Annotated in this window: 21 protein-coding genes; 13 read left to right on the top strand and 8 right to left on the bottom strand. The window is 65.1% G+C overall.

Going from position 1 to position 22582, the window contains the following annotated elements; translation table 11 throughout:
* The first annotated feature begins 4 nt into the window (after positions 1-4).
* From flgK to EZM81_RS13075, 3 genes are read left to right on the top strand one after another with little or no spacing between them, the layout of a single operon-like run.
* The gene (flgK, locus tag EZM81_RS13065) at positions 5-1468 is read left to right on the top strand and encodes a flagellar hook-associated protein FlgK (RefSeq protein WP_136646019.1); all 1464 of its coding nucleotides are present in this window, start codon (positions 5-7) and stop codon (positions 1466-1468) included.
* Complete coding sequence (locus tag EZM81_RS13070; RefSeq protein WP_136646020.1) at positions 1465-2466, top strand: flagellin; 1002 nt, start codon at positions 1465-1467, stop codon at positions 2464-2466. The genes flgK and EZM81_RS13070 overlap by 4 nt, the downstream gene beginning before the upstream one ends.
* On the top strand, positions 2463-3554 hold the full coding sequence (locus EZM81_RS13075; protein WP_136646021.1) for a flagellar basal body P-ring protein FlgI: 1092 nt from the start codon (positions 2463-2465) through the stop codon (positions 3552-3554). Before EZM81_RS13070 ends, EZM81_RS13075 begins: the two co-directional genes overlap by 4 nt.
* A gap of 15 nt (positions 3555-3569) precedes the next feature.
* Here EZM81_RS13075 and EZM81_RS13080 read toward each other — a convergent pair whose 3' ends face one another.
* A complete protein-coding gene (locus tag EZM81_RS13080) occupies positions 3570-6140 on the bottom strand; it encodes a glycosyltransferase family 2 protein (RefSeq protein WP_136646022.1) in 2571 nt (856 codons plus the stop codon).
* Between the two features lie 132 nt (positions 6141-6272).
* On the opposite strand from EZM81_RS13080, the gene EZM81_RS13085 reads away from it, so the two are divergent.
* The 7 genes from EZM81_RS13085 (at position 6273) to EZM81_RS13115 (ending at position 10997) form a co-directional block, all read left to right on the top strand.
* The gene (locus EZM81_RS13085) at positions 6273-6887 is read left to right on the top strand and encodes a ribonuclease D (RefSeq protein WP_136646023.1); all 615 of its coding nucleotides are present in this window, start codon (positions 6273-6275) and stop codon (positions 6885-6887) included.
* On the top strand, positions 6868-7824 hold the full coding sequence (locus tag EZM81_RS13090; RefSeq protein ID WP_136646024.1) for an SIS domain-containing protein: 957 nt from the start codon (positions 6868-6870) through the stop codon (positions 7822-7824). The genes EZM81_RS13085 and EZM81_RS13090 overlap by 20 nt, the downstream gene beginning before the upstream one ends.
* Positions 7825-7827: 3 nt before the next feature.
* On the top strand, positions 7828-8430 hold the full coding sequence (lptC, locus tag EZM81_RS13095; protein WP_135450517.1) for an LPS export ABC transporter periplasmic protein LptC: 603 nt from the start codon (positions 7828-7830) through the stop codon (positions 8428-8430).
* Positions 8431-8449: 19 nt separating this feature from the next.
* Positions 8450-8938: a lipopolysaccharide transport periplasmic protein LptA gene (gene lptA / locus EZM81_RS13100; RefSeq protein WP_135450518.1), complete on the top strand. Its 489-nt coding sequence runs from the start codon at positions 8450-8452 to the stop codon at positions 8936-8938.
* On the top strand, positions 8938-9699 hold the full coding sequence (lptB, locus tag EZM81_RS13105) for an LPS export ABC transporter ATP-binding protein (protein ID WP_135450519.1): 762 nt from the start codon (positions 8938-8940) through the stop codon (positions 9697-9699). The genes lptA and lptB overlap by 1 nt, the downstream gene beginning before the upstream one ends.
* A gap of 222 nt (positions 9700-9921) precedes the next feature.
* Complete coding sequence (gene hpf / locus EZM81_RS13110) at positions 9922-10497, top strand: ribosome hibernation-promoting factor, HPF/YfiA family (protein ID WP_135450520.1); 576 nt, start codon at positions 9922-9924, stop codon at positions 10495-10497.
* A gap of 35 nt (positions 10498-10532) precedes the next feature.
* Positions 10533-10997 (top strand): PTS sugar transporter subunit IIA, encoded by a 465-nt coding sequence (locus tag EZM81_RS13115; protein WP_135450521.1) that lies wholly within the window; start codon positions 10533-10535, stop codon positions 10995-10997.
* 6 nt (positions 10998-11003) lie between these two features.
* Here EZM81_RS13115 and EZM81_RS13120 read toward each other — a convergent pair whose 3' ends face one another.
* The 7 genes from EZM81_RS13120 to cysQ all read right to left on the bottom strand — a co-directional run bounded on the left by EZM81_RS13120 (position 11004) and on the right by cysQ (position 18865).
* Positions 11004-12404, bottom strand: a complete 1401-nt coding sequence (locus tag EZM81_RS13120; protein WP_136646025.1) for a sulfotransferase domain-containing protein — start codon at positions 12402-12404, stop codon at positions 11004-11006.
* A 4-nt stretch (positions 12405-12408) separates the two neighbouring features.
* On the bottom strand, positions 12409-14100 hold the full coding sequence (locus tag EZM81_RS13125) for a beta-1,6-N-acetylglucosaminyltransferase (RefSeq protein ID WP_136646026.1): 1692 nt from the start codon (positions 14098-14100) through the stop codon (positions 12409-12411).
* Positions 14097-15134, bottom strand: a complete 1038-nt coding sequence (locus EZM81_RS13130; protein ID WP_248298226.1) for a glycosyltransferase family 2 protein — start codon at positions 15132-15134, stop codon at positions 14097-14099. The genes EZM81_RS13125 and EZM81_RS13130 overlap by 4 nt, the downstream gene beginning before the upstream one ends.
* Positions 15118-16098: a glycosyltransferase family 2 protein gene (locus EZM81_RS13135; RefSeq protein ID WP_248298227.1), complete on the bottom strand. Its 981-nt coding sequence runs from the start codon at positions 16096-16098 to the stop codon at positions 15118-15120. Before EZM81_RS13135 ends, EZM81_RS13130 begins: the two co-directional genes overlap by 17 nt.
* 97 nt (positions 16099-16195) lie before the next feature.
* On the bottom strand, positions 16196-17092 hold the full coding sequence (galU, locus tag EZM81_RS13140; RefSeq protein ID WP_136646028.1) for a UTP--glucose-1-phosphate uridylyltransferase GalU: 897 nt from the start codon (positions 17090-17092) through the stop codon (positions 16196-16198).
* Between the two features lie 184 nt (positions 17093-17276).
* Positions 17277-18077, bottom strand: a complete 801-nt coding sequence (locus EZM81_RS13145) for a 3-deoxy-manno-octulosonate cytidylyltransferase (RefSeq protein ID WP_136646029.1) — start codon at positions 18075-18077, stop codon at positions 17277-17279.
* The gene (gene cysQ, locus EZM81_RS13150) at positions 18074-18865 is read right to left on the bottom strand and encodes a 3'(2'),5'-bisphosphate nucleotidase CysQ (protein WP_135450527.1); all 792 of its coding nucleotides are present in this window, start codon (positions 18863-18865) and stop codon (positions 18074-18076) included. Before cysQ ends, EZM81_RS13145 begins: the two co-directional genes overlap by 4 nt.
* Before the next feature lie 121 nt (positions 18866-18986).
* Between cysQ and EZM81_RS13155 the strand changes: the two genes are divergently transcribed.
* The 3 genes from EZM81_RS13155 (at position 18987) to dnaK (ending at position 22526) form a co-directional block, all read left to right on the top strand.
* On the top strand, positions 18987-19811 hold the full coding sequence (locus EZM81_RS13155; RefSeq protein WP_136646030.1) for an ABC transporter permease: 825 nt from the start codon (positions 18987-18989) through the stop codon (positions 19809-19811).
* Positions 19808-20419, top strand: coding sequence for a COG3650 family protein (locus EZM81_RS13160; protein WP_167851017.1), 612 nt, complete (start codon positions 19808-19810; stop codon positions 20417-20419). The genes EZM81_RS13155 and EZM81_RS13160 overlap by 4 nt, the downstream gene beginning before the upstream one ends.
* 202 nt (positions 20420-20621) lie before the next feature.
* Positions 20622-22526 (top strand): molecular chaperone DnaK, encoded by a 1905-nt coding sequence (gene dnaK, locus EZM81_RS13165; protein WP_136646031.1) that lies wholly within the window; start codon positions 20622-20624, stop codon positions 22524-22526.
* The last annotated feature ends 56 nt before the right edge of the window (positions 22527-22582 follow it).

Raw genomic sequence — 22582 nt, forward strand, 5'->3', positions numbered from 1 at the left:
GGACATGAGCATCACCTCTGCCCTATCGTCTGCGCTGAGCGGCCTCGCGGCCACTTCGCGCCAGGCCGAGATCCTGTCGTCGAACGTGGCCAATGCTGCCACGCCCGGCTACGCCCGCCGCGAGGTCAACCTGCGCGCGGCAATCCTGGGCGGCTCCGGGCAGGGCGTGTCGATCGTCGGGATCACCCGGGATGTGGATCGGTTCCTGCTGGGCGAAAGGCGGCTTGCCCAGGCCGCCGGGGGCGATCGCGATCTTCGAGCGCAGTTCCTGCAGCGGGTAGAGGCTGCCATGGGCACCGCGGACAAGCCGGGCTCGCTTGCGGCACGCGTTGCGGCTTTCGATGCCGCCCTGCTTGAGGCTTCGGCGCGACCGGAATCGGAGGCGCGGTTGCTGACGGTTGCCGCGACAGCCGAATCGCTTGTCCAGGGTCTGGCCGAGGCCACCGGCGAAATCCAGTCCGCCCGTGCCGCAGCCGACCGGCAGATTGCCGAACAGGTCGGCCGGCTGAACCTGGCGTTGAAGCAGGTGCGCCAGTTGAACGTCGAACTTCAGGCATGCGGCGGCGCGGGCCGCGACATTTCCTCTCTCCTCGACGAACGGCAGCGGCTGGTAGACCAGATCGCCGCCATCGTTCCGGTGCGGGAAATCCCGCGCGCGCAGGACCAGATCGCGTTGTTCACCGCAGGCGGTGTGGCGTTGCTGGACGGATCGGCCGCAGTTCTGGGGTTCACCGCAGTACACACTGTCACTCCAGAGATGTCGCAGGCCCTGAGCGGTCTTTCCGGGATCTCGATCAATGGCAGGCAATGTGACACCGCTGGTCCTGGAAGCCCTATTCTTGGCGGGACGCTGGGCGCCCTGTTCGCTATCCGGGACGAGCTTGCGGTCACCGCCCAGGCCAGGCTTGACGCTTTCGCGCGTGACCTCGCAGAGCGGTTTGCTGACAGCGGGCTTGATCCTACGCTGACCCCCGGTGCCGCGGGGTTGTTCACCGACATGGGCACCCCATTCCTTCCCGCCAATGAAACCGGCCTTGCCGGCCGTCTGAAACTGAATGCCCTTGTCGATCCGAGTCGGGGCGGGGCGCTCTTCCGGCTGCGCGACGGAATCGGGGCCACGGTCGAGGGGCCCCCGGGCAATGGCGCACTGCTGGCGGCGCTGCATGACAGGTTGAATGCGGTCCGACCGCTTGCATCGCCCGGTTTCGCATCGGGCAGCCGCAGTCTTGCAAGCCTTGCGGCCGATCTCATTTCGGATGCGTCGGCCAGGCGGCTTTCGGCGCAGTCCGAACAGACCTTCGCCTCGGCGCGGTTGACCGCACTGACCGACCTCGAGGCTCAGAATGGCATCGACACCGACAGGGAAATGCAGACGCTGCTGACGATCGAAAAGAATTATGCCGCAAACGCGCGGGTGCTCCAGACGCTCAGCGAGATGATCGACAGGTTGCTGGAGCTTGGCCGATGACCCGTGTCTCGCTTGGGGATGCCAGTCTTGCGAACATGCTTGCCCGACAGGGTGCAGAGTTGCGTGGTCAGGTCCAGCGCGCCACGCAGGAAGTGACGACCGGGCGACACGCTGACCTGGGCAAGGCCCTTCGCGGTGACTTTTCCCCCCTGCTGGCCATTGACGCAAGCATCGCGCGGCTGAGTGCCTTCGGCCGCGTAGCCACCGATGCTGGCACGCAGACTGCAGCACAGCAGGCGGCAATGGCGGGGCTGTCCTCGCTGGCTACCGGGATCACCCCAATGTTGATCGGCATGCGCGATTTTCAGACAGCTGCGCAGACAAGCACGCTTGGCGCGCAAGCGCGCGGGCGGCTGGAATCTGCCATTGGGCTTCTGAACACGCAGGCCGCGGGCCGCGCCGTGTTCTCCGGGGTCGAAACCGGCACCATCCCGCTGGGCCCGGCCGATGACATGCTCGCCGCGCTCGAGACAGCAGTGGCCGGCGCCACGACCGGGGGGCAGGTTGCTGCTGCGGTCCTTGACTGGTTCGATGATCCTTCGGGCTTTGGCGCCTTCTACCGCGGCGGCAGTCCGCTGCCGGCCGTCGCGGTAGCGCCCGGCCAGATGGTCGGGCCCGGCACCACCGCGATGGACCCCGTCCTGCGCAAGACGCTTGCGGGTTTTGCCATGGCAGCCCTGCTTGACCGGGGTGTCCTTTCCGGCATGCATGAGGAACGCGCCCGGCTTGCCGTGGTCGCGGGCGAAACCCTTCTGGCCGGTGAGGATGGTCGGATCGCGCTGGCCGCAAGGATCGGCATTGCCGAGGCGCAGATCGAGGCTGCGCGCACCCGCAACGCTGCCGAGACCACAGCGTTGGGCATCCTGCGGTCCGAGATCGCCTCGGTCGATCAATACGAAGCCGCCACCCGGCTTGAAGCCGCGCGAACACAGCTGGAGGCGCTATATCTTCTGACTGCCCGTGTCTCTCGCCTGAGCTTGACGGAGTTCCTCAGATGATGCGCTTTCTGCTTGTCCTGTTTCTTGCAGCAACGGCGGCTGTCGCCGAACCGGTCCGCATCAAGGATCTGGTGGAGTTCGACGGGGTGCGCGGCAACGACCTGGTGGGCTACGGGCTGGTCGTCGGCCTGAACGGCACCGGCGATGGCATTCGCAACTCGCCCTTCACCGAAGAGATCATGGCCAACCTTCTGGAGCGCCTTGGGGCAAACGTGACGGGTGAGCAACTGCGGCCGAAGAACGTGGCCGCAGTCTTCGTCACGGCGCAACTGCCACCCTTTGCCCGCGCGGGAACGCGGATCGACGTGACCGTTTCGGCGATCGGCGATGCCAAGAGCCTGCTTGGCGGAACACTGATCATGACGCCTTTGAACGGGGCGGACGGACAGATCTATGCCGTCGCCCAGGGAACCATCATCGCGGGCGGGATCTTGGCCGAGGGTCAGGCAGCACGGGTGGTGCAGGGCGTGCCGACCGCCGGGAGCATTCCTTCGGGTGCGCGGGTCGAGCGGGAGGTGGAATTCGACTTTACCAGCCTCTCTGTCCTTCGGCTGGCGCTGAAGTCAGCCGATTTCACCACTGCCGAACGGATCGAACGTGCGATCAACGCCGAATTCGGGGCCCGGATTGCCCTGATGAAGGATGCGGGAACGGTGTCGGTAGACATCAGGGCGGCGGGCAGCGCGTCGCCAGCCCATGTCCTGAGCCGGATCGAGGGCATACGGGTGGAACCCGAGACACGCGCCCGTGTCGTGGTGGACCAGCGCTCTGGGACCATCGTCATGGGGGCGGATGTGCGGATCAGCCGGGTTGCGGTAGCGCAGGGCAATCTGACATTGCGGGTCGAGGAAGAGCCCTTGGCCGTTCAGCCGAACCCGTTCAGCCGGGGCGAGACAATTGTCGTGCCGCGTTCCAGTGCCGAGATCGGCAAGACGGGCACCGGTCTGGCAGAGCTGCGCGGCGGCACCGACCTGGCAGAGGTGGTGGCCGGTCTCAACGCACTGGGCGTCGCGCCGCACGACATGATCGACATCCTGAAAAGCATCAATGCCGCCGGCGCCCTCCATGCCGAATTCGTGATCAATTGACCGCCGGGGGCGAAATCAGGTGCCGATTGGTTCTGGCGGACGATGCCCGGGTCGGCGTGCTTCGGCCGCTGCAGCCAGCCGCGCCGCGGCAAGCCGGCGGAAGGTTGCCGGAAGGGGATCGGGCACTGACAGGTGCAGCGCCGAAAGCCGGGCATGCGCCCCGGCCTGATCCGCTGCGCCGCCAAGGGCGATCTGACCCAGCGCAACTGCCCAACGCGAAAGTCCCGCGGCGCCGGCGCGTTCCGCCGCCAGGGCCCAGAGCTGGTGCGTCAGCGGCGCGGCCAGCGCGCGGCGCTCGGCTTCGGCCAGAGCTGCCACCGCCCCATCCCCTAGGGCTACAAGCTCGACCAGTGACCGCGCCGCCGCACTGTCGGCCGGGTCAAGCGACAGGGCGGCGCGAAACGCAGCCATGGCGCCGTCCTTGTCGCCGCAGTCGCGCCGCAGTTCACCGACCCGGCGCGCCTTGATCTGGTCTTCCGGGTCAAGCGCCCAGGCGGCCTCGGCCTTTTCAAGGGCAGCCTCGGGCCTGTCGGCAAGAGCCGCTGCCTCGGCCAGCAAGGCATCGGCCGACCGGATCTGCGCGAAGCCCTCGGTCAGGCCGTGCCGGTCGGCCTGGGCGGCAAGCCACAGTGTTGCAGCCGCGCATCTGCGTTCGGCATGCGAAAGGCCGGGCTCGTCGGCTAGCCGGCACTCTGCCAGGGCCAGTCGCCGCCGCAGCGAGGGCTGCAATGTCAGGGCAGGCGTAGCTTCGGCCGCCAGCGACCGGTAGGGCAAATGCGCCGATCGGCGCAAGCCGCGGCGGCGTTCATCGCGAAGCAGATCGATGAGGGTGGTTGCGTCACGATGCACCGTCACCACGTCCGGCGCCCAAGCGGGCACCGCGAAGCGGGCGGCACGACGATTCAGCACCGTGTCCTCGGTGGCGGCGAGACCCGGCGGGAAGGCGCCACAGAGATCGAGCAGGTCGCGCGAATAGGACAGTCCGTAGTGAACAAGATGCCGTCCATCCGTCAGCGGATGGCGGGTCGAGTAATGCAGCCGGTTGGCCGCAAGCGCGACTGGCCCGGTTCCATCCTCGCCGACAACGGCTGAGGAGACAGCCAGTGCGCCCGCCCGGTGACGCGCAAGCCGGCCCGCGACCCAGCCGGGACGTGCGCGGCAGTCGCCTGCCAGAAATGCCACGAAGGGCGCGCGGCTGGCTGCTATCCCGATGTTCCTGGCCGCACCCACCTGCAGTGGCGTTTCACAGGTGATGAGCCGGATCCGGTCGAGGAACGGGGCAAGCGCGACTGCAACCCTGCCGCCACCGCTGTTGACCACCACGACTTCCGGCACCTCGTCCTGATCCAGCAGCGATTGCACGGCCGCAGGCAACCCCGGCTGGTTGCGAAAGCCGATCACCACGGTCGCAAGGTCAGAGCGGACCATCGCCAGGCCTTCTCGGATCGTTGCATCGCCTGGGGCGATGCCGCGCCATGCCGCATCGGGTGCCATCAGGTCGGCGCGGGCAAGGTTCGCCCGGCAAGCAAGCGCCGCCACCAGCGGGCTGCCGGGCACGGCTGCGTCCAGCACGCCGATGTCATCGCCCGCATCGTCCGATCTGCTTAGGCCGATCAGCGCCCGTGCCCGCAGGATGCGGGGGTAAAGATCGTCAGGCCGCGCTGCAAGCGCCTCATCCACCAGATGCAGCGCCCGATCGAAGGCTTGGGCGTCGCAGGCGAACCGGGCAGACAGCAGCCGCAGGTCGTTGTCCTGGGGGCTCGCGCGGAAAAGATCGTCCATGACATGATGCGCGGACAACTGTCCCCGGCGACGGGACGAGCGCGCCGCACGCGTGAGGCAGACCTCATAGGGATCGGGCCTGATCTCACCGGTTGCGCCAGCCGGCGGGGACCAGAGGCCGTGGTCCTCCACGAAGGGAGGATGGAAGCCTCGCCCCGGCGGGATCGGTTCCAGAACCATTTCCCGTTCGTCTGACAGATAGTCGTAGCCGATCGCCTGGAACTTCCGCTCGGGATCGGCGGCAGCATAGAGATCGCGGCGAAGCTGGCGGCGGGCGGGCAAGGCCATGCGCAGATGGAACAGGCCGATGCCCGAGTGGCGGCAGACATGGCCATCTTCATCAACCGCCCATCGGCCGTGCAGCCTGCGGGCCGGGTCGATCATGGCAGCCCCGATGGGAAAAAGCCGCAGCACCGTCTTGCGGCCCCACAGCCCGTCGGTCCGGATTTCGGTCGGACTGAACAGTTCGTGCAACTGGAAGGACCAGAGGATCCGGTCGCCTTCCTCCAGCAGATCGGGCAGCCAGCTTTCGATGCCTCTTTCGAAGCGTTCGTCGGGGTCGGGGGTCAGAAGCCAGTCCGCACCCAACGCCTGCGCCTCGGTCAGAAGGGCCTGACGTCGCGTCGTTTCGTCCGACAGCGTATCCGCGGCACCGCGGTCATCCCACATGACACAGCCGTGCACACCGGGACGGACGTTCTCGATAAGGTCCGGCACCAGATGTGCATCATGGCGGAACGAGAAAGCGGCCAGCACCATCGGCTTGCCCGGCGCAGGGGTGCGGAAGATCTGGCGATGAATCATTGCTGTGGCAATTCAGGGAAGCATGTGCTGCCCGATGTTATCCGCCGCGCCCTTCCGCGCAAGCGCCGGAGCCCATGTTGACCCCGTGGGATGCCGGGCGTAATCGGGGGGGCACCTGACCGGAGCTTGAGTGTGGCCATACATCTGCACAAGAACGACCTTCCCGACGGGCTGTCCCTTGGCCCCGTCGTTGCCATCGATACCGAAACGATGGGCCTGGATCCCCGCCGCGACCGGCTGTGCGTTGTGCAGCTTTCGGACGGTTCGGGTGATGCGCATCTGGTGCAGATCGCCCGGGGCCAGACCCGCGCGCCGAACCTGGAGCAGCTGCTCGCCGATCCCGGAACGCTGAAGCTGTTCCATTACGGCCGGTTTGACATCGCCATGCTGAAGAAAGCCTTCGGTGTGACTGCGGCCCCGGTCTGGTGCACCAAGATCGCCTCCAAGCTGGTGCGCACGTTCACGGACCGGCATGGTCTGAAATACCTGCTGGCCGATCTGGTGGGCATCGACGTCTCCAAACAGCAGCAGACCAGTGACTGGGGGGCCGAGACGCTGAGCGATGCGCAGAAGGAATATGCCGCGTCGGACGTCCTGTATCTGCATGCCCTCAAGGCCGAGCTGGAAGCGCGGCTGCTGCGCGAAGGGCGGCTGGAGTTGGCGCACAAGTGCTTCGACTTTCTGCCCGTGCGGGCCGAACTCGACCTTCTGGGATGGGAGGACACGAATGATATCTTCCTCCACTGACTTCCTCGCTACCGGCCGCCGTGTGATCCGGCGCGAGGCCGAGGCGCTTGCTGCCCTGGCCGATGCGCTGGGGGAAAGCTTTTCCGCCGCCGTCGCCCTGCTGATGCAGGCGAAGGGGCGGGTGATCGTATCGGGCATGGGGAAGTCGGGCCATATCGCCCGCAAGATCGCGGCGACCTTTGCCAGCACCGGGACGCCCGCGCATTTCGTTCACCCCGCCGAGGCGAGCCATGGCGACCTGGGCATGGTGGCACGGGGCGACGTTCTGATCGTGCTGTCGAACTCCGGCGAGACGCCGGAACTGGCCGACATCCTGTCCCATGCCAAGCGGTTCGGAATCCCGCTGATCGGGGTTGCGGGCCGCGAGGGATCGACCCTGCTGCGACAGGCGGATGTGGCGATCCTGCTGCCGCAGGTGGCCGAGGCCTGCGCCACGGGGATCGTGCCGACCACCTCGACCACGATGACGCTGGCGTTGGGCGATGCACTGGCGATCGCACTGATGGAACATCGTGCCTTCACGGCAGACCATTTCCGCATGTTTCACCCCGGCGGCAAGCTGGGGGCGCGGCTTCTGCGGGTGCGCGACCTGATGCACACCGATCCACCGCTGGTTCCCGAAACCATGCCGATGGGCGAGACCCTGGTGGAAATCTCGCGCCGCGGTTTCGGCGTCGTGGGGGTGACGGATGCACATGGTCACCTGACCGGCATCATCACCGATGGCGACCTGCGCCGGCACCTTGACGGGCTGCTGTCCCACCGGGCCGGAGAAGTGATGACGCGCGGCCCCCGCACCATAGAGCCCGAAGCGCTGGCCGGCGAGGCGCTGGCCCTGATGAACGACCGCAAGATCACCTGCCTTCTGGTGGCCGAAGGGCCCCGCGCGATCGGTATCCTGCATGTGCACGACTGCCTGCGCGCCGGGGTTGCCTAGGCCATGGCGCGCGCCGATCCACATACGCGGATCGTGGGCTGGCTGAAGGTTGCCTTGCCGATCCTGGCCCTGGTGATCCTGGCCACGCTTTTCCTGGTTGCCGACCGGATCGACCCGGAGGACGCGCTTCCCTACGCAGAAGTCGATGTCGCAGAGCGCGCCCGCGAACCTCGGATGACGGCGCCCAGCTATGCAGGCACAACCTCTGATGGTGCTTCGCTGACGTTGACTGCCGAAGAGGCCAGGCCGGCAGCCGCAGGATCCCCGGCCTCTGCCAGGGGCGTGCGGCTGGACCTTTCCACGCCGGACGGCGCGACGACCGAATTGCGCGCGGCAACGGCGGTGGTCGATCAGGCGGCGCGGTTGCTGGTCCTGTCGGGGGGGGTCACGGTGACGACCGGAACCGGCTATCGGCTGGAGACGCCGGAAGTCGCGGCGCGGCTGGACCGGTCGGGGCTGGAAAGCCGGGGTGAAGTCAGCGCGACGGGTCCTCTGGGCGAAATCCGGGCCGACGGGATGCGGCTGGATCAGGACAACCGGACCCCCGGTGTCTATCTTCTGGTTTTCAATGGTGGCGTCCGGCTGGTATACCGTCCAGGGGGCTGAGGCCCGAGAGGTTGATGGAATGACATTGAAGCATCTGGCATTGGCGGCAGTTCTGGCGTTCGGCACATTCCCCGCATTGGCGCAGCAGGCGAAGGTCGCCTTTGGCGAGCTGAACCAGGATACGACCCTTCCGGTCGAGGTTACGGCCGACCGGCTGGCGGTCAACAACGCAGACGGCACCGCCGTGTTCAGCGGAAATGTTCTTGTCACCCAGGGCGAGATGAAGCTTTCGGCCGCGGAAGTGCTGGTGAAGTACGCCCCCGACCAGAAGGCGATCGACCAGCTTGTCGCCACCGGCGGGGTGACGATAACCAACCTGGGCGATGCGGCCGAGGCGCAGGAAGCCGTCTATACCATCGACACCGGCGTGATCGTCCTGACAGGTAACGTGCTTCTGGCACAGGGGCCTTCGGCGATGACCGGGCAGAAGCTGACGATAAACCTGAAGGACGGGACGGGCATCATGGAAGGCCGCGTGACCACGACCTTCGTGCCGGGCGGCAATTGATGGCGGTCAAGCCGGATCTGACGGTCAGGCCGGGCGAGGCCGGGTTGCAGATCCGCAGCCTGCGCAAAAGCTACAGGAAGCGCCCGGTGATCCGCGATGTCAGCATGGATTTGCGGCGCGGCGAGGTGGTTGCCCTGCTGGGGCCGAACGGATCAGGCAAGACGACCTGCTTTTACGCCATAGCCGGGCTGGTCATGCCAGAGGGCGGCCAGGTGCTTATCGACGGCAAGGATGTGACAGGGCTGCCGATGTATCGCCGCGCCCGGCTGGGGATCGGCTATCTGCCGCAGGAGGTCAGCATTTTCCGTGGCCTCAACGTCGAGGACAATATCCTGGCCGTGCTGGAAATTGCCGAGCCCGACCGCCACAAGCGGCGCGAACGGCTGGAGGAGCTTCTGTCGGAATTCTCGATTACCCACCTGCGCCGCACGCCGGCGCTGGCGCTGTCGGGTGGGGAACGCCGAAGGGTGGAAATCGCCCGCTGTCTGGCGGCCAGTCCGAAGTATCTGCTGCTGGACGAACCTTTCGCCGGGGTTGACCCGATCGCCGTGGGGGAAATCCGTCATCTGGTGCATGACCTGAAGGCGCGCGGCATCGGCGTTCTGATCACCGATCACAACGTCCGCGAAACGCTGGAGATCGTCGATCGCGCCTATATCCTGCATGATGGCAAGGTGCTGATGAGCGGCACCACGGATGAAGTCGTGCGCGATGAAACCGTGCGTCGCGTCTACCTGGGCGAGAACTTCCGTATCATCTGAAGGCGCGGCGCCGTCGTCCATCGACTCGGTTGACAAGGGGCGCGGGCGTGACGCCAAATGCCTGTGATGCGTGCGTTACAAACCCCCAGCTTCAGCCGTTTTTCCGCGCCGAATCCGGTCGGCGGGGCTTGCGTGACGCAACGTTCCAACCAACATCGGAACAAGGGTCCGGACGGCCCGGAATGACCCGGCCCGCGCCGGTAGCATGCGAAAGGAGAGGCCATGCGCTATCAGATCAGTGGGAAACAGATCGACGTCGGTGAGGCCCTTCAGACCCATGTGAAGGCTGAAATGGGCGAACTGGTCGAGAAATATGCCCAGCGCCCGACCGAATGCATCGTGGTGTTTTCCCGTTCCGCGCATGAATACGTCTGCGAGGCAACGATCCACCTGTCTACGGGCCTGAATGCGCAGGCCAAGGGCCATGCGACAGAAATCTACGCGGCCTTCGAATCGTGCCGCGAAAAGATGGACAAGCAGTTGCGCCGCTACAAGCGCCGCATCCGCAACCACCACAGCCATCGCGCGACCCCGGTTGAATTCGCCGGGGCGGCCTCGTATATCCTCGCCGCACCAGAGGATGCCGAGGATGCAGAGCCCGAAACGCTCCAGCCCATCGTCATCGCCGAGATGGAGACGAAGATCCCTTCGATCACCGTCGGCGAAGCCGTGATGCAGATGGAGCTGGCGGGGCAGCGCATGCTGGTTTTCCGCAACGAAGGCCATGGGGGCGTGAACGTGGTGTATCGCCGGGATGACGGCAACATCGGCTGGATCGATCCCCGCAACAGCAAGTAAAGGTGCGCCCCCTGGCGCAGGAACATCGCCCGCTCATGGAACTTTCCAAACTGCTTACCCCCGCCGCCGTCCGCGTTGTCGGGCAATTCACATCGAAGAAGCGGCTGTTCCAGGAACTGGGCGAAATCGCAGCGCAGGTCTACGGGCTGTCGGCGGCGCAGGCCATCGACGGCTTGCAGGAACGCGAGACGCTGGGGCCCACCGGCGTGGGCCACGGCGTCGCCTTGCCGCATGCCCGGCTGGAGGATCTGAAAAGCATCGTCGGGGTCTTCGTCCGGCTGGAAAAGCCGCTGGACTATGACAGCGTGGACCGTCAGCCGGTCGATCTGGTCTTTGCCCTGTTTGCGCCGAAGGATTCGGGGGTTGATCACCTGAAGGCGCTGGCGCTGGTCAGCCGCACGATGCGGGATGCCGGAATCGTTGCGAAACTGCGGGCCAATACCGACCCGGCCAAGCTGCACGCGATCCTGACCGAAAGCCGCGCCCCTCAGGCGGCCTGAGGCGGGTCAGCGCCGCCAGCGCCCAAAGCCGAAGCCCACATAGTCGCGCCCGTAGGCCGCCTCGGCCGCCTCTTCCAGGCTATCGTCGTGTATTGCGGCCAGCGCCTCGGCGGCGGGGTCGGGGCCGGGGGGCGGCGCCGTTGCAAGGCCGATCTCGTTGCACAGGAAGGCCAACCCTTCCGCCAGGCGATCCTCGCGGATCACCAGGTCGGGCGGATGGAAGGCGGAAAAGCCTTGCACGATCGCCGTCTGGCTTGCCCAGTTCGGATCGACGCGCTGCCCGGTCTGGCCAGAGGTTGCCAGACGGCAATAGTGCAGGAAGATGCGGAATGCCTCGCGCTCGGCCGCGGCATCGGGAAAGGGCTGGCCCGGTTCGGGCAGCCTGGCCTTGTAGGCACGGATCAGGATGCGGCGGTGGTCGGCCAGCTGGCCCGAGGCGATCCTTTCTCGGAAGGCCACATGGGCGCGCAGCAGCGGATGGCGCACCACGGTAAAGGTGCGGTGGCCGGCATGGGCGCGCTTCCATTGGCGCAAGGTCTTTTGGTCGAACCCTTCGCGAAGTCCGCCGAAGCCTGAAAGCCAGTTACGCAGGGCAGCGTCGGGGCCCGACCGGACCGGAAAGAACAACAGTGGCGCTTCGCCGGCCGCCACTGCGGTGGGCACCGCGGCAGGGCGCCGGGGCTCGAACACGGGGCTGCGCGACATGGCGAACAGGTCGGCGCGGGCCAGCGCCGGGGCCAGCGCCTCGGGATTTTCCAGCCTGGATTCCAGCGGTTCGGGGTTCTGCTTCTTCAGCGTGTCATCGACCGCCTTCAGCCGCCCCTCGACCCCCAGAAAGGCGGCGAGCCCGTTCAGAACCTCGACCGAGGCCAGGTCTTCGTAATCCAGGATGAAGGCCGTCTGCCCCGTAGTCTGCAGCCTGCGCAGAACCCGCAGATGGAAATCCTGCGCCGTGGCCAGGTGTTCGGCGAAGCCGTCGGGATCGAACCGGACCGTGGTGGATTTCAGGCGCCTGGCATCAGTCAGTTTCCATTGCCCCGTGGATCGCGCGGCCAGCAGGCTTACATAGCTTTCAACGGGATTGCGCGTCAGGATGATCTTGGCGCAGGTTACATCGTCCAGCACCAGGTCAAGGACACGGGGATCGTGGTCGTGAAAGAAGCGGAAGCCGGCAATCCCCCTGGTTTCCGACCGGAGCCGGCGCAGCAGTGGCATCGGGTTCGCTTCGCGTTCGGCCAGGGTGACCCCGAACAGTTCGGTCGTGTCCTTCTTGCCGATGAAATGCGGGTTGAAGACCTCGCCGTAGCTTGTGACACCAGGCAACGCATTCAGGTTCGCCTCGAGGAAGTTCGAGCCTGTCCGCATCCCCGCAAGAATGACGAAACTGTTGAAGCCGACTGCAGCCATCGTGTTACCGCACCACCCGCAGCCTGGCAGTGGGCAGCGTTTCGGGCGCCGTGTCGAGGCTTGCGTCGATATCACCGATCAGCACGGGAAGCATGCCCTGGTTGCGCAGATCCTGCACGAAATCGCCGAAACCGCGCAGCGGTACCAGCTGCGGCAGGTCGGTAACACGGTGGCTGCTGCGCGGGTTCAGGTCATCCAGAAGCTGCTGCAAGGGTTCCGCCGGGTTTTCCAGAAACTCGGCCAGGGTCCAGCGCCGAACCTGCGCCTTCGTCCAGGGAGACTCGAGTCTTGCGATCAGGTCGGCCTCGATCTTCTGCATCCGGGCAGCCAGCGGGCGGACTTCAGCCACGCTCATGCCCGATCGCCAGAGCGGCACGGCAAAGGCGCCCGACACGATGAAGACCCGCGCCTGCGGATCCTCGGCGATGAACCAGACAATGTCCTGTACGTCGCCGGGACCGAACTGGAAGCACTGGGTTTCGCCCCTGGTGTTCCAGATCAGGTTCGTCAGGAAGCTTTGCGGATTGTAGTCGCGCAGCGTCGCGCTGTCGGAAAGGCCACCCTTGAACACGGTTTCGCCGCCTGCAAACTGCACCCGGTCGGGGTCGAAAAGATGGCCGTGGACCCGCGCGCCTGCGGCCCGGGTTAGCCAGGGCCGGAAGTCCGTGAACAATTCGTCGAACCCTGCAAGCACCCCATAGGGTCCGGCCGAACACTTCGCCCCCCGGCCCCATGTGGGGAAGCGGCTTTGCATGAACAGCCCCTGCCGCCCCCGGGTGCGCCGTTCAACCGCTTTGGCGAACAGCCGGTCGATCTTGCCGGGGTTCGGGGCCGGACGTTTCTGGTCGTCCTCGCCAAGGAAGGTGCGATACAGCAGATCTGCCTGCGGCCAGATCTTGCGCGCGACGAAGGCCGGGGACTGCCGCAGAAGGTGCAGATGATCGTCATAGAACACATGCGGTCGCCCTTGGAAATCGAACTTCGCCAGCGTAAGCGACCGGCTTTCGATCCGCGTCGATACCCGCCGCACGAGCGTCTGGAAATAGCTTTCGTCGGGAATCCAGACACGGCGGAAATACCGGTCGTGGCGTGGGCGGTCAGGATGCGTGAGGATCGCTTCCAGCGAACGGCGCGTCAGGCACCACCACTGGCTGCCAAGGTGGGGCACGATCCCCTCGGGGATGCGGCGCTGAATGCGCAGTCGGCGCTGCAGCCGGACATAGGCGTCGAAGAGACGCCGCTGCTTCTTCCACGAAAAGGGAAAGTGCAGGGTGAAGCGTTCCTTGTTCAGGCCGCCGACGGTCCAGCCGACATCGGCGGTAGTCACGCTTTCGATGAAATCGGTGTCGGGGTGGGCGGCAAGATGCGCTTTAAGGTCCGCCACCGGCCGGATCGGCAGGCAGGATCCCGAGGCAAGGAAAACATGCGAAACGTCCGGGAATTGCTCAAGCATCCGGGTAGCGGCCAGAATCGTGGCCTCGACAAGGCCGAAGGTGCCCCATTCACAGGCCACCCGCGGTGAAAAGAGGACGTCGGGCAGATCGGCCAGCCCTGCCTTCATGGCATCAAGGTCGGCTTGCGGCACCCTGCTGTCCACGTGAATGACGACCGGGCAGGCATTTTCTGCCCAGTGCCGCGCCACCTGGGCCGCGCGGTTCAGCGCCGTGTGACAGAGCATGACGACGCCAAGGCTCATGCCCAGTTCCCCTTCGACATCAGCCCCAGGATCTCGAGCTGCCGCCAGTTGATATACTTCTCGCTCCATGTGCACCACAGGTCGCGTTCACGGGCGAGGCCATCCCGATAGGCGCGATATTCGTGGCTGTCGGCATAATGCTGGCCACGTTTCATCTCTTCCTCGGCCTTGGCGGCGAAGGTGTCGAGGAATTTTGCATGCAGAAGGCAACCCGATGGCTTTTCGCCCCCGTCCTGCTCGTAGGTCAGGTTCAGGCCGCGTGGCAGCAGCATATGCGTCGAACTGATGTAGGCATAGGAGCGGTGCCATTTCACCAGAGGGATCTTGTTCATCGCCGGGGCCTGCCTCGGCTGCGATGCGAAGAACAGCCTTGCCCTGGGACCACCCTGAATCCAGAGGTTGTGATAGTGCCAGTTGCGGCTGATCGTGTAGTTGCCGCTGTCGAAATACTGGGCGATTTCAAAGGGGCTCTGTCCTTCGCGGTAGGGCTGCTCATGCATCGCGCCCTTGGGATACATGTCCAGCAGCATGGCCGAGAAGGTTCTTGTTCCGCTGCTGTCCAGCCAGTCCGTCAGGGCGCGCAGCGGTCGGGTCTCGCAATAGGGATAGACCAGGAATTCGTCGACATCGACTGTCAGGCACCAGCGCCCGGCACCATGCCGGCGCAGCAGGTGCATGATCCAGTCCATGCCGAACCGCGACTGCTTGTAGCCCGCTTCGGCAGACCACAGCGAAACATCCGGTTGCTGTGCCAGATATTCGTGTGTGCCGTCATCGGACGCGTTGTCCACGACCAGGAAGTGATCGATGCCCAGCCTGCGGTAGTGGTCCAGAAAATAGGGCAGGCGGATGCGTTCGTTTCGCATGGTCGAGAACAGCAGGATCGGCTGATCGCGCAGCCGATCCATCCGGTTCGTGACCGGCCGCAACTGCCGGCGTTTCAGGAAGGCCCGCCAGAGAAGCCGTTTCCGCTGCAGCCGCAGGCGATAGATCGACAGCGGGTTCACCGCGATTGCCTCATACCCAACCACCACGCGAGATGAGACCCAGGGCCTCCAGCTGGCGCCAGCCGGTCAAACGGGTCGAGGCAGCGCAGCGCAGCACCGGATCGGCAGTCAACCGATCATAGTAGCTGGCATATTGCGCACCGTCGGCAAAATGCTCTGCCCTGACCTTTTCCTCGGCGGCCCGTTCGATGATGCCGGGAAGGAACTTGGTGTGCAACAGGGCACCGGAGGTCAGCATCCCGCCATCCGTCGCATAGACCCGGTTCAACCGCGGCGGCAGAAGCGCGTGGGTCGAATTCACGTAGGCATAGCGCCAGTGCCATCTGACCAGCGGGATCTTGTTCAGGGTTGGCGCGCGGCGCGGCTGCGAGGCAAAGAAGACCCGCGCCCTTGCCCCCCCCTGGATCCAGAGATTGCCCATTCTCGGCTGGACCTGGACCTGATAGTTGCCGCTGTCGAACCATCTCAGGATGCCCAGCGGATCGTCGCCCGGCGCATAGGTGCCCTCGGACACGCGTCCAGCAGGATACAGGTCGATTGTCAGGGCCCCCAGGGCGATTTGTCCCTGCCGGTCAAGCCAGTCGGTCAGTGCGGCAAGGCAGCGGGTCTGCCAGTGGGGATAGACAAGCAGCTCGTCGGCATCCAGTGTCAGGCACCAATGCCCATGGCCATATCGCATCAGAAGCCAGTTCACCCAGTCCATGCCGAAACGGGCAGACTTGTAGCTGCCTTCCGTCCGCCACAGTGACACATCCGGTCTTGCGGCAAGAAGATCGGCCGTCCCGTCGGTACTGGCGTTGTCGATGATCAGGAAGTGGCGCACCCCCAGATTGCGGTGATGGTCCAGCATGAAGGGCAGGCGGGCGTTTTCGTTGCGCACGCACATGAAGCCCAGAATGTCACCCGGCGCGATCCTGTCGGTGCGATCGGCCACCGCGACCAGCTGACGCCGCCGGTGCAGCGCGCGGCCCAGAAGCCAGCGCCGGCGCATCCGCAGACGATAGGCATGCCACAGACCTTTGGCGCCGGACTGGGGCCGATCCGGCATAGCCCCGATCGGCCAGGCATGCGGTTGGGCTGACAAGGGACTACTGCGCTGCCTTCTGCGTTGCCATCAGTTCATGAAGGAAGCTCTCGAATTCGGCACCCAGATCGGGACGCGACAGGCCGAAGGCCACCGTGGCCTGAAGGAAGCCGATCTTCGAGCCGCAATCGTAGCGATGCCCGCGGAAGCGCAGGCCGTGCACGCCCGCCGCAGTATCGACCTCTTCGGCGATGGCGTCTGTCAGCTGGATTTCCCCGCCCGCGCCCTGCTTCATCCGGTTCAGATTGGTCAGCACCTTGGGGGTCAGGATGTAGCGGCCGATGATGGCCAGGTTCGACGGGGCGTCCTCGGGCCGCGGCTTTTCGACAAGGCCCTTGGCGCGGACGATTGTTCCCCTGTCCTCGCCGATGTCCAGAATGCCGTAGCTCGAGGTTCTTTGCGGGGCGACTTCCATGGCTGCGACCATGCAGCCCCCGGTTTCGGCATGGGCCTCGACCATCTGCTGGAGGCAGGGTCGATCGGCGGCAATCACGTCATCGGGCAAAAGCACGGCAAAGGGTTCGTTCCCGATCAGGCGGCGCGCGCACCACACGGCATGGCCCAGGCCCAGGGCCCGATTCTGCCGCACATAGGCAATGGCGCCCGAATCCATGTTGGTGTCCTTCAGGATATCCAGCAGTTCGGTCTTGCCCTTCTTGCGCAGTTCTGACTCCAGTTCCGGTGCGTGGTCGAAATAGTCCTCGAGTGCCGACTTGCCGCGAGCCGTCACGAAGATGAATTCCTTGATGCCGGCAGCGCGCGCCTCGTCGATGGCGTACTGAATCAAGGGGCGATCGACGAGTGTCATGATCTCTTTGGGGATCGACTTGGTCGCGGGCAGAAAGCGTGTGCCAAGACCGGCCACGGGAAAGACGGCCTTGGTGATCTTCTTCGTTCTCATGTTCGACTCGTTATTGCGCATCCAGAGCCGCCTCTGCGGACATCGCCCCGGCTCTGACCCCACCATTGCAGGAGAATCTGGCCGTATCCGGGCGGACCTGCGGCAGTAACGTCAATCTGCCCGGCAAAAATCCGCATTGCACGCGAAAAGTCGCGGGCTCTTGCGCCGACGCCCGATTGCCAGGCTACGCAGCGGGATCCGGCAGGGCCGCAAGCATGCTTTCGATGACTGGCACGTCCGAAGGATTGTTCAGTTCCCAGAACTGCCGCCCACGCGCCTGAACCTCGACGCACAGGACCACACGACCGTTTTCCAGGAAGCGCAGTTGCTCCAGCCCTTCCAGGGTCTCCAGAGGGCCGATGGGCCAGGACGGATAGGCCGCCAGCGCCGCCGGACGATAGGCATAGACCCCGACATGGTGAAAGACGGGTGTGGGCTCGTCTGGCGCGTAGTCCCGGCCGGTGTAGGGGATGACCTCTTTCGAGAAGTAAAGCGCCCGCCCTCCGGCCCCGAAGACCGCCGTGGTTCCCCCGACCCGCCCGGCACGGCGATCGGCAAGAAAGCCCGCCACCGCCCGGCCGTCACAGCGCAGGACCGGGGTGGCAATGTCGGCCCCCGGGTCGGCCGCGAGGCCCGCCACCAGATCCTCGACGAACCAGGCAGGTGTCAGCGGCGCGTCACCCTGCAGGTTCACGACCACGTCGTAGCCCGGCAGCCTTGCCGACACCTCGGCGCAGCGTTCGGTGCCGTTGCGCGCGTCAGCAGAGGTCATCACCACCTCGGCACCGAAGCCCGCAGCATGGTCGGCGATCCGGTCGTCATCGGTCGCCACCACGACCCGGTCGATACCGCGCACGGCCATTGCCGCCTCCCAGCTGCGGCGTATCAGGGTCTTTTCGCCGTCGCGTCCGCGAAGGGCGACCAGCGGTTTTCCGGGATAGCGGGTCGAGGCATAGCGGGCGGGAATGGCGATCAGCGTCTTCATTTCAGGACCACACCGGGGGCAAAGGCTACGAAGAAAGGGTTTTCCCAGCCGGGCTTGCCGTAGGTCAGCGGCTGGTGATCGTCGAACCGCACCACCTGCCCGCCCGCGCCACGCAGCACCGCGTCGCCGGCGGCCGTGTCCCATTCCATCGTGCGGCCGAGGCGCGGATACAGGTCGGCCTCGCCGGTGGCAACCAGGCAGAACTTGAGGCTGGAGCCTGCCGAGGTCATGTCCTTCACGGCATAGCGGGCGATGTAATCGTCGGTCGCCTGATCACGGTGCGATTTCGACGCCACCACCATAAGGGCGGAATTGTCCGGGACGGATACATGCAGCGGTGCCAGCGGACCGGGCCGATCCTTGTCGAGGGGGCCTGTCTCCTCGACCGAGGTTCCGTCCGCCAGCGTGTAGAACAGCCGCCCCTTTGCAGGGGCGTAAACGATGCCCCGGCAGGGCAGGCCATCCTGCACATAGGCGATGTTCACGGTAAAATCGCCGCGGCGCCGGACGAATTCCTTGGTGCCGTCCAGCGGATCGACGATCAGGAAGGTGCGCGCGGACTGGGCGTGGCTTTCCGCCTGTTCCTCGGTGATCAGCGGCACATCCGGGAAAGCCGCACGCAGACCGGCGGAAATCACGGCATCGGCGGCCTCGTCAGCCACGGTCACCGGCGAGGCATCGCCCTTGGCGCGAACCTCGAACTCCGGGCCGGCATAGACCTGCATGATGCGGTCTCCGGCCTCCAGCGCAAGGCGGCGGATTGTCTTCACGAGGATTTCGAGGTCCATCAACGCTCCTGCCGCCGTGTCGTCGGCGATTTGACATCTTATGGGCCGCCCTTATCCTGTGTGAATAACGGAACGGCAAGGTTTCCCTGCGCAGTCTGCCGAACCGACCGGAGAAGGCCGCATGTTTCGTTACCATTCCGCCAGGAAGACAGCCCTGGGCAAGGCCTTCGAGACGGCCGAACTGATCTACCATGCGGCGGTCAGGGAACTGCGCAAGTCGAATGGCAACGCGGTCCTGGGCCTGGTCATCCAGATCGTGCAGTCGCTGATTCTGGTCCTGACGATGTATTTCCTGTTCAGCGTGCTGGGCCTGCGCCGCATCGCCGTGCGCGGCGACTTCATGTTGTATGTCATGTCGGGGGTCTTCCTATTCATGACGCATATCAAGGCCATCGGTGCGGTGGCGGGCGCGGATGGCCCGACATCGGCCATGATGATGCACGCGCCGATGAATCCGATCATCTCGATCGGCGGGGCGGCGCTTGCCTCGCTCTATCAGCAGGTTCTGGCGGCCACGGTCATCATCTTCTTCTATCATTCCGTGATCACGCCGATCACCATCGAGGATCCCGTCGGCGTACTGGGGGCGTTCCTTCTGGCCTGGTTCTCGGGTGTGGGGCTGGGCATGGTGTTCCTTTCAGCCCGGCCCTGGCAGCCGGAGGCGATGTCGATCATCATCCCTCTCTACCAGCGGCTGAACATGATCGCCTCGGGCAAGATGATGCTGGCCAACAACACCAAACCCGACATGCGGGCGATCTTCGACTGGAATCCGCTGTTCCACACCATCGACCAGGGCCGCGGCTTCATGTTCCTGAACTACACGCCCCGCTATACCTCGATCGAGTATGCGGTGAAGTTCGGTCTTGTCTGCCTCATGATCGGTCTTATGGCCGAATTCTTCACCCGCAAACACATGTCGGCCAGCTGGAACAAGCGAAGATGATGCGTCTTGCAACGATCATGCTCCTGATGTCGCCCCTTGCCGTGATGGCCGAGGATTTTCCCGCACGTTACGCGGTGAGCGGGGTCTCGTCCGACAACGTTCTGAACATCCGCGCCGCACCCGGGGCCGGGTCGGCAAGGATTGGCGAACTGGGGCCCGACACCACGGATATCGAGGTGTTGGGCCTGTCGGAGAACGGCCGCTGGGGCCGGATCGGCATGCCGGAGGGGAACGGCTGGGTGGCGATGCGCTATCTGGCCCGCCAGGACCAGCCCGAGGGGACCGTGATACCCCGTCCGCTGTCCTGTCGCGGAACCGAACCCTTCTGGCGGATCGGCCTTTTGTCGCGCGGCGACATATACGAAAGGCTGGGTGAGAACCCGGTCGATCTGGACCTTGTGGCCGAACGCCCGGGCGATAACGGCTACGAGGCCGATCTATCCGCCCCGGACGGCACGGGCTTCAGCCTGGTCGTTGCCCGTGGCACCTGCCTTGACGGCATGTCCGACCGCGAGTTCGGCTGGACAGGCACGCTTCGGATCGGCGGGCAGGGCCAGGACGAGACGCTGCAGGGCTGCTGCACGCTGGATCACAGACAGGGGGAATGAGCCGCGCCCCGACCCTGCGGCAGGGGTGCTGCAAATTTGTCGCATCGCGCCTCTTGCTACCGTTGCAGCCCCGCCCGCACCTGCCTATATACGCCAAGTCCGGCAAGGGGCGTGCACCCCGACGCCGTAACATGTCCGGCCCCGCGTGCCGCCGTCTTCGGGCGCTGGGCCGGTAGATCGCCTGCAAGAAAGGGATGAACACATGGCCAAAGTCATCGGTATCGACCTCGGGACGACCAACTCCTGCGTTGCCATCATGGATGGTTCGCAACCCCGGGTGATCGAGAACTCGGAAGGCGCGCGCACGACGCCCTCCATCGTCGCTTTCACGGACAACGAACGCCTGGTCGGCCAGCCCGCCAAGCGGCAGGCCGTGACCAACCCCGCAAATACCATCTTTGCCGTCAAGCGCCTGATCGGGCGCCGGCTTGGCGACCCGGAGGTCGAGAAGGACAAGAAGCTTGTCCCCTACAAGATCGTCGATGGCGGCAACGGCGATGCCTGGGTCGAGGTGCGCGGCGAGAAATACAGCCCGTCGCAGATTTCTGCCTTCATCCTGCAGAAGATGAAGGAAACCGCCGAGAACTATCTGGGCGAGCCGGTGACGCAGGCCGTGATCACGGTGCCCGCCTATTTCAACGACGCGCAGCGCCAGGCCACCAAGGACGCGGGCAAGATCGCGGGCCTGGAAGTCCTTCGCATCATCAACGAACCGACGGCGGCCGCGCTGGCCTATGGCCTGGACAAGAAGGAATCGAAGACCATCGCCGTCTATGACCTTGGCGGCGGTACCTTCGACATCACCATCCTGGAAATCGACGACGGCCTGTTCGAGGTGAAGTCCACCAACGGCGACACCTTCCTGGGTGGTGAAGACTTCGACATGCGCATCGTCCAGTATCTGGCCGACGAGTTCAAGAAAGAGCATGGGGTTGACCTGACGCTCGACAAGATGGCGTTGCAGCGCCTGAAGGAAGCGGCCGAAAAGGCCAAGATCGAGCTGTCGTCCAGCCAGCAGACGGAAATCAACCAGCCCTTCATCAGCATGGACAAGAATACCGGGCAGCCCTTGCACCTGGTGGTCAAGCTGACCCGCGCCAAGCTGGAGAGCCTGGTCGATGACCTGATCAAGAAGTCGCTGAAACCCTGCCAGGCCGCGCTGAAGGATGCCGGTGTCAGCAAGGACGACATCGACGAGGTGGTGCTGGTCGGCGGGATGACCCGGATGCCGAAGGTGATCGAGGAAGTCACCAAGTTCTTCGGCAAGGAACCCCACAAGGGCGTGAACCCTGATGAAGTCGTGGCCATGGGTGCAGCGATCCAGGCCGGCGTCCTGCAGGGCGACGTGAAGGACGTGGTGCTTCTGGACGTGACGCCCCTGTCGCTGGGCATCGAGACGCTGGGTGGCGTGTTCACCCGGCTGATCGACCGCAACACGACGATCCCGACGAAGAAGAGCCAGGTCTTCTCGACCGCCGAGGACAACCAGAACGCGGTGACGATCCGCGTCTTCCAGGGCGAACGCGAAATGGCGGCCGACAACAAGCTGCTGGGTCAGTTCAACCTGGAACAGATCCCGCCGGCACCCCGCGGCGTGCCGCAGATCGAGGTGACCTTCGACATCGACGCCAACGGCATCGTGTCGGTTTCGGCCAAGGACAAGGGCACGGGTCGCGCGCAGCAGATCACCATCCAGGCTTCGGGTGGCCTCTCGGAAGAGGACATCGAGAAGATGATCAAGGACGCCGAGGCGAATGCCGAGGCTGACCGCGCCCGCAAGGAACTGGTCGAGACGAAGAACCAGGGCGAAAGCCTGTTGCACTCGACCAGGAAGTCGCTGGCCGAACATGGCGACAAGGTCGATCCCTCGACTGTCGAGGCGATCGAGCTGGCGATGAGCCCGCTGGAAGACGCGCTCAAGGGCGAAGATGCCAGCAAGATCCGTTCGGCGATCCAGAACCTGACCGAAGCCGCGATGAAACTGGGCGAGGCGATCTACAAGGCCCAGCAGGCCGAGGGTGGCAGCGACGACGAGCCGCGTCCGGTGGACGATGACGACATCGTGGATGCCGACTTCGAGGATCTGGGCAGCGACAAGCGGAAGTAACGCCGCGTGAACCGGAAACAGGGGCGGTCTGGAAACGGGCCGCCCCTGTCCGGTTC

Origin of the sequence: Tabrizicola sp. YIM 78059, assembly GCF_004959785.1 — a bacterium.
GTDB classification, from domain to species: Bacteria; Pseudomonadota; Alphaproteobacteria; order Rhodobacterales; family Rhodobacteraceae; genus Tabrizicola; species Tabrizicola caldifontis.

Bases quoted from the DNA above. Each gene is read 5' to 3' on its own strand.
- flgK (WP_136646019.1), top strand. From the start codon at position 5: ATGAGCATCACCTCTGCCCTATCGTCTGCGCTGAGCGGCCTCGCGGCC.
- EZM81_RS13070 (WP_136646020.1), top strand. From the start codon at position 1,465: ATGACCCGTGTCTCGCTTGGGGATGCCAGTCTTGCGAACATGCTTGCC.
- EZM81_RS13075 (WP_136646021.1), top strand. From the start codon at position 2,463: ATGATGCGCTTTCTGCTTGTCCTGTTTCTTGCAGCAACGGCGGCTGTC.
- EZM81_RS13080 (WP_136646022.1), bottom strand. From the start codon at position 6,140: ATGATTCATCGCCAGATCTTCCGCACCCCTGCGCCGGGCAAGCCGATG.
- EZM81_RS13090 (WP_136646024.1), top strand. From the start codon at position 6,868: ATGATATCTTCCTCCACTGACTTCCTCGCTACCGGCCGCCGTGTGATC.
- lptC (WP_135450517.1), top strand. From the start codon at position 7,828: ATGGCGCGCGCCGATCCACATACGCGGATCGTGGGCTGGCTGAAGGTT.
- lptA (WP_135450518.1), top strand. From the start codon at position 8,450: ATGACATTGAAGCATCTGGCATTGGCGGCAGTTCTGGCGTTCGGCACA.
- lptB (WP_135450519.1), top strand. From the start codon at position 8,938: ATGGCGGTCAAGCCGGATCTGACGGTCAGGCCGGGCGAGGCCGGGTTG.
- hpf (WP_135450520.1), top strand. From the start codon at position 9,922: ATGCGCTATCAGATCAGTGGGAAACAGATCGACGTCGGTGAGGCCCTT.
- EZM81_RS13115 (WP_135450521.1), top strand. From the start codon at position 10,533: ATGGAACTTTCCAAACTGCTTACCCCCGCCGCCGTCCGCGTTGTCGGG.
- EZM81_RS13120 (WP_136646025.1), bottom strand. From the start codon at position 12,404: ATGGCTGCAGTCGGCTTCAACAGTTTCGTCATTCTTGCGGGGATGCGG.
- EZM81_RS13125 (WP_136646026.1), bottom strand. From the start codon at position 14,100: ATGAGCCTTGGCGTCGTCATGCTCTGTCACACGGCGCTGAACCGCGCG.
- EZM81_RS13135 (WP_248298227.1), bottom strand. From the start codon at position 16,098: ATGCGCCGGCGCTGGCTTCTGGGCCGCGCGCTGCACCGGCGGCGTCAG.
- galU (WP_136646028.1), bottom strand. From the start codon at position 17,092: ATGAGAACGAAGAAGATCACCAAGGCCGTCTTTCCCGTGGCCGGTCTT.
- EZM81_RS13145 (WP_136646029.1), bottom strand. From the start codon at position 18,077: ATGAAGACGCTGATCGCCATTCCCGCCCGCTATGCCTCGACCCGCTAT.
- cysQ (WP_135450527.1), bottom strand. From the start codon at position 18,865: ATGGACCTCGAAATCCTCGTGAAGACAATCCGCCGCCTTGCGCTGGAG.
- EZM81_RS13155 (WP_136646030.1), top strand. From the start codon at position 18,987: ATGTTTCGTTACCATTCCGCCAGGAAGACAGCCCTGGGCAAGGCCTTC.
- EZM81_RS13160 (WP_167851017.1), top strand. From the start codon at position 19,808: ATGATGCGTCTTGCAACGATCATGCTCCTGATGTCGCCCCTTGCCGTG.
- dnaK (WP_136646031.1), top strand. From the start codon at position 20,622: ATGGCCAAAGTCATCGGTATCGACCTCGGGACGACCAACTCCTGCGTT.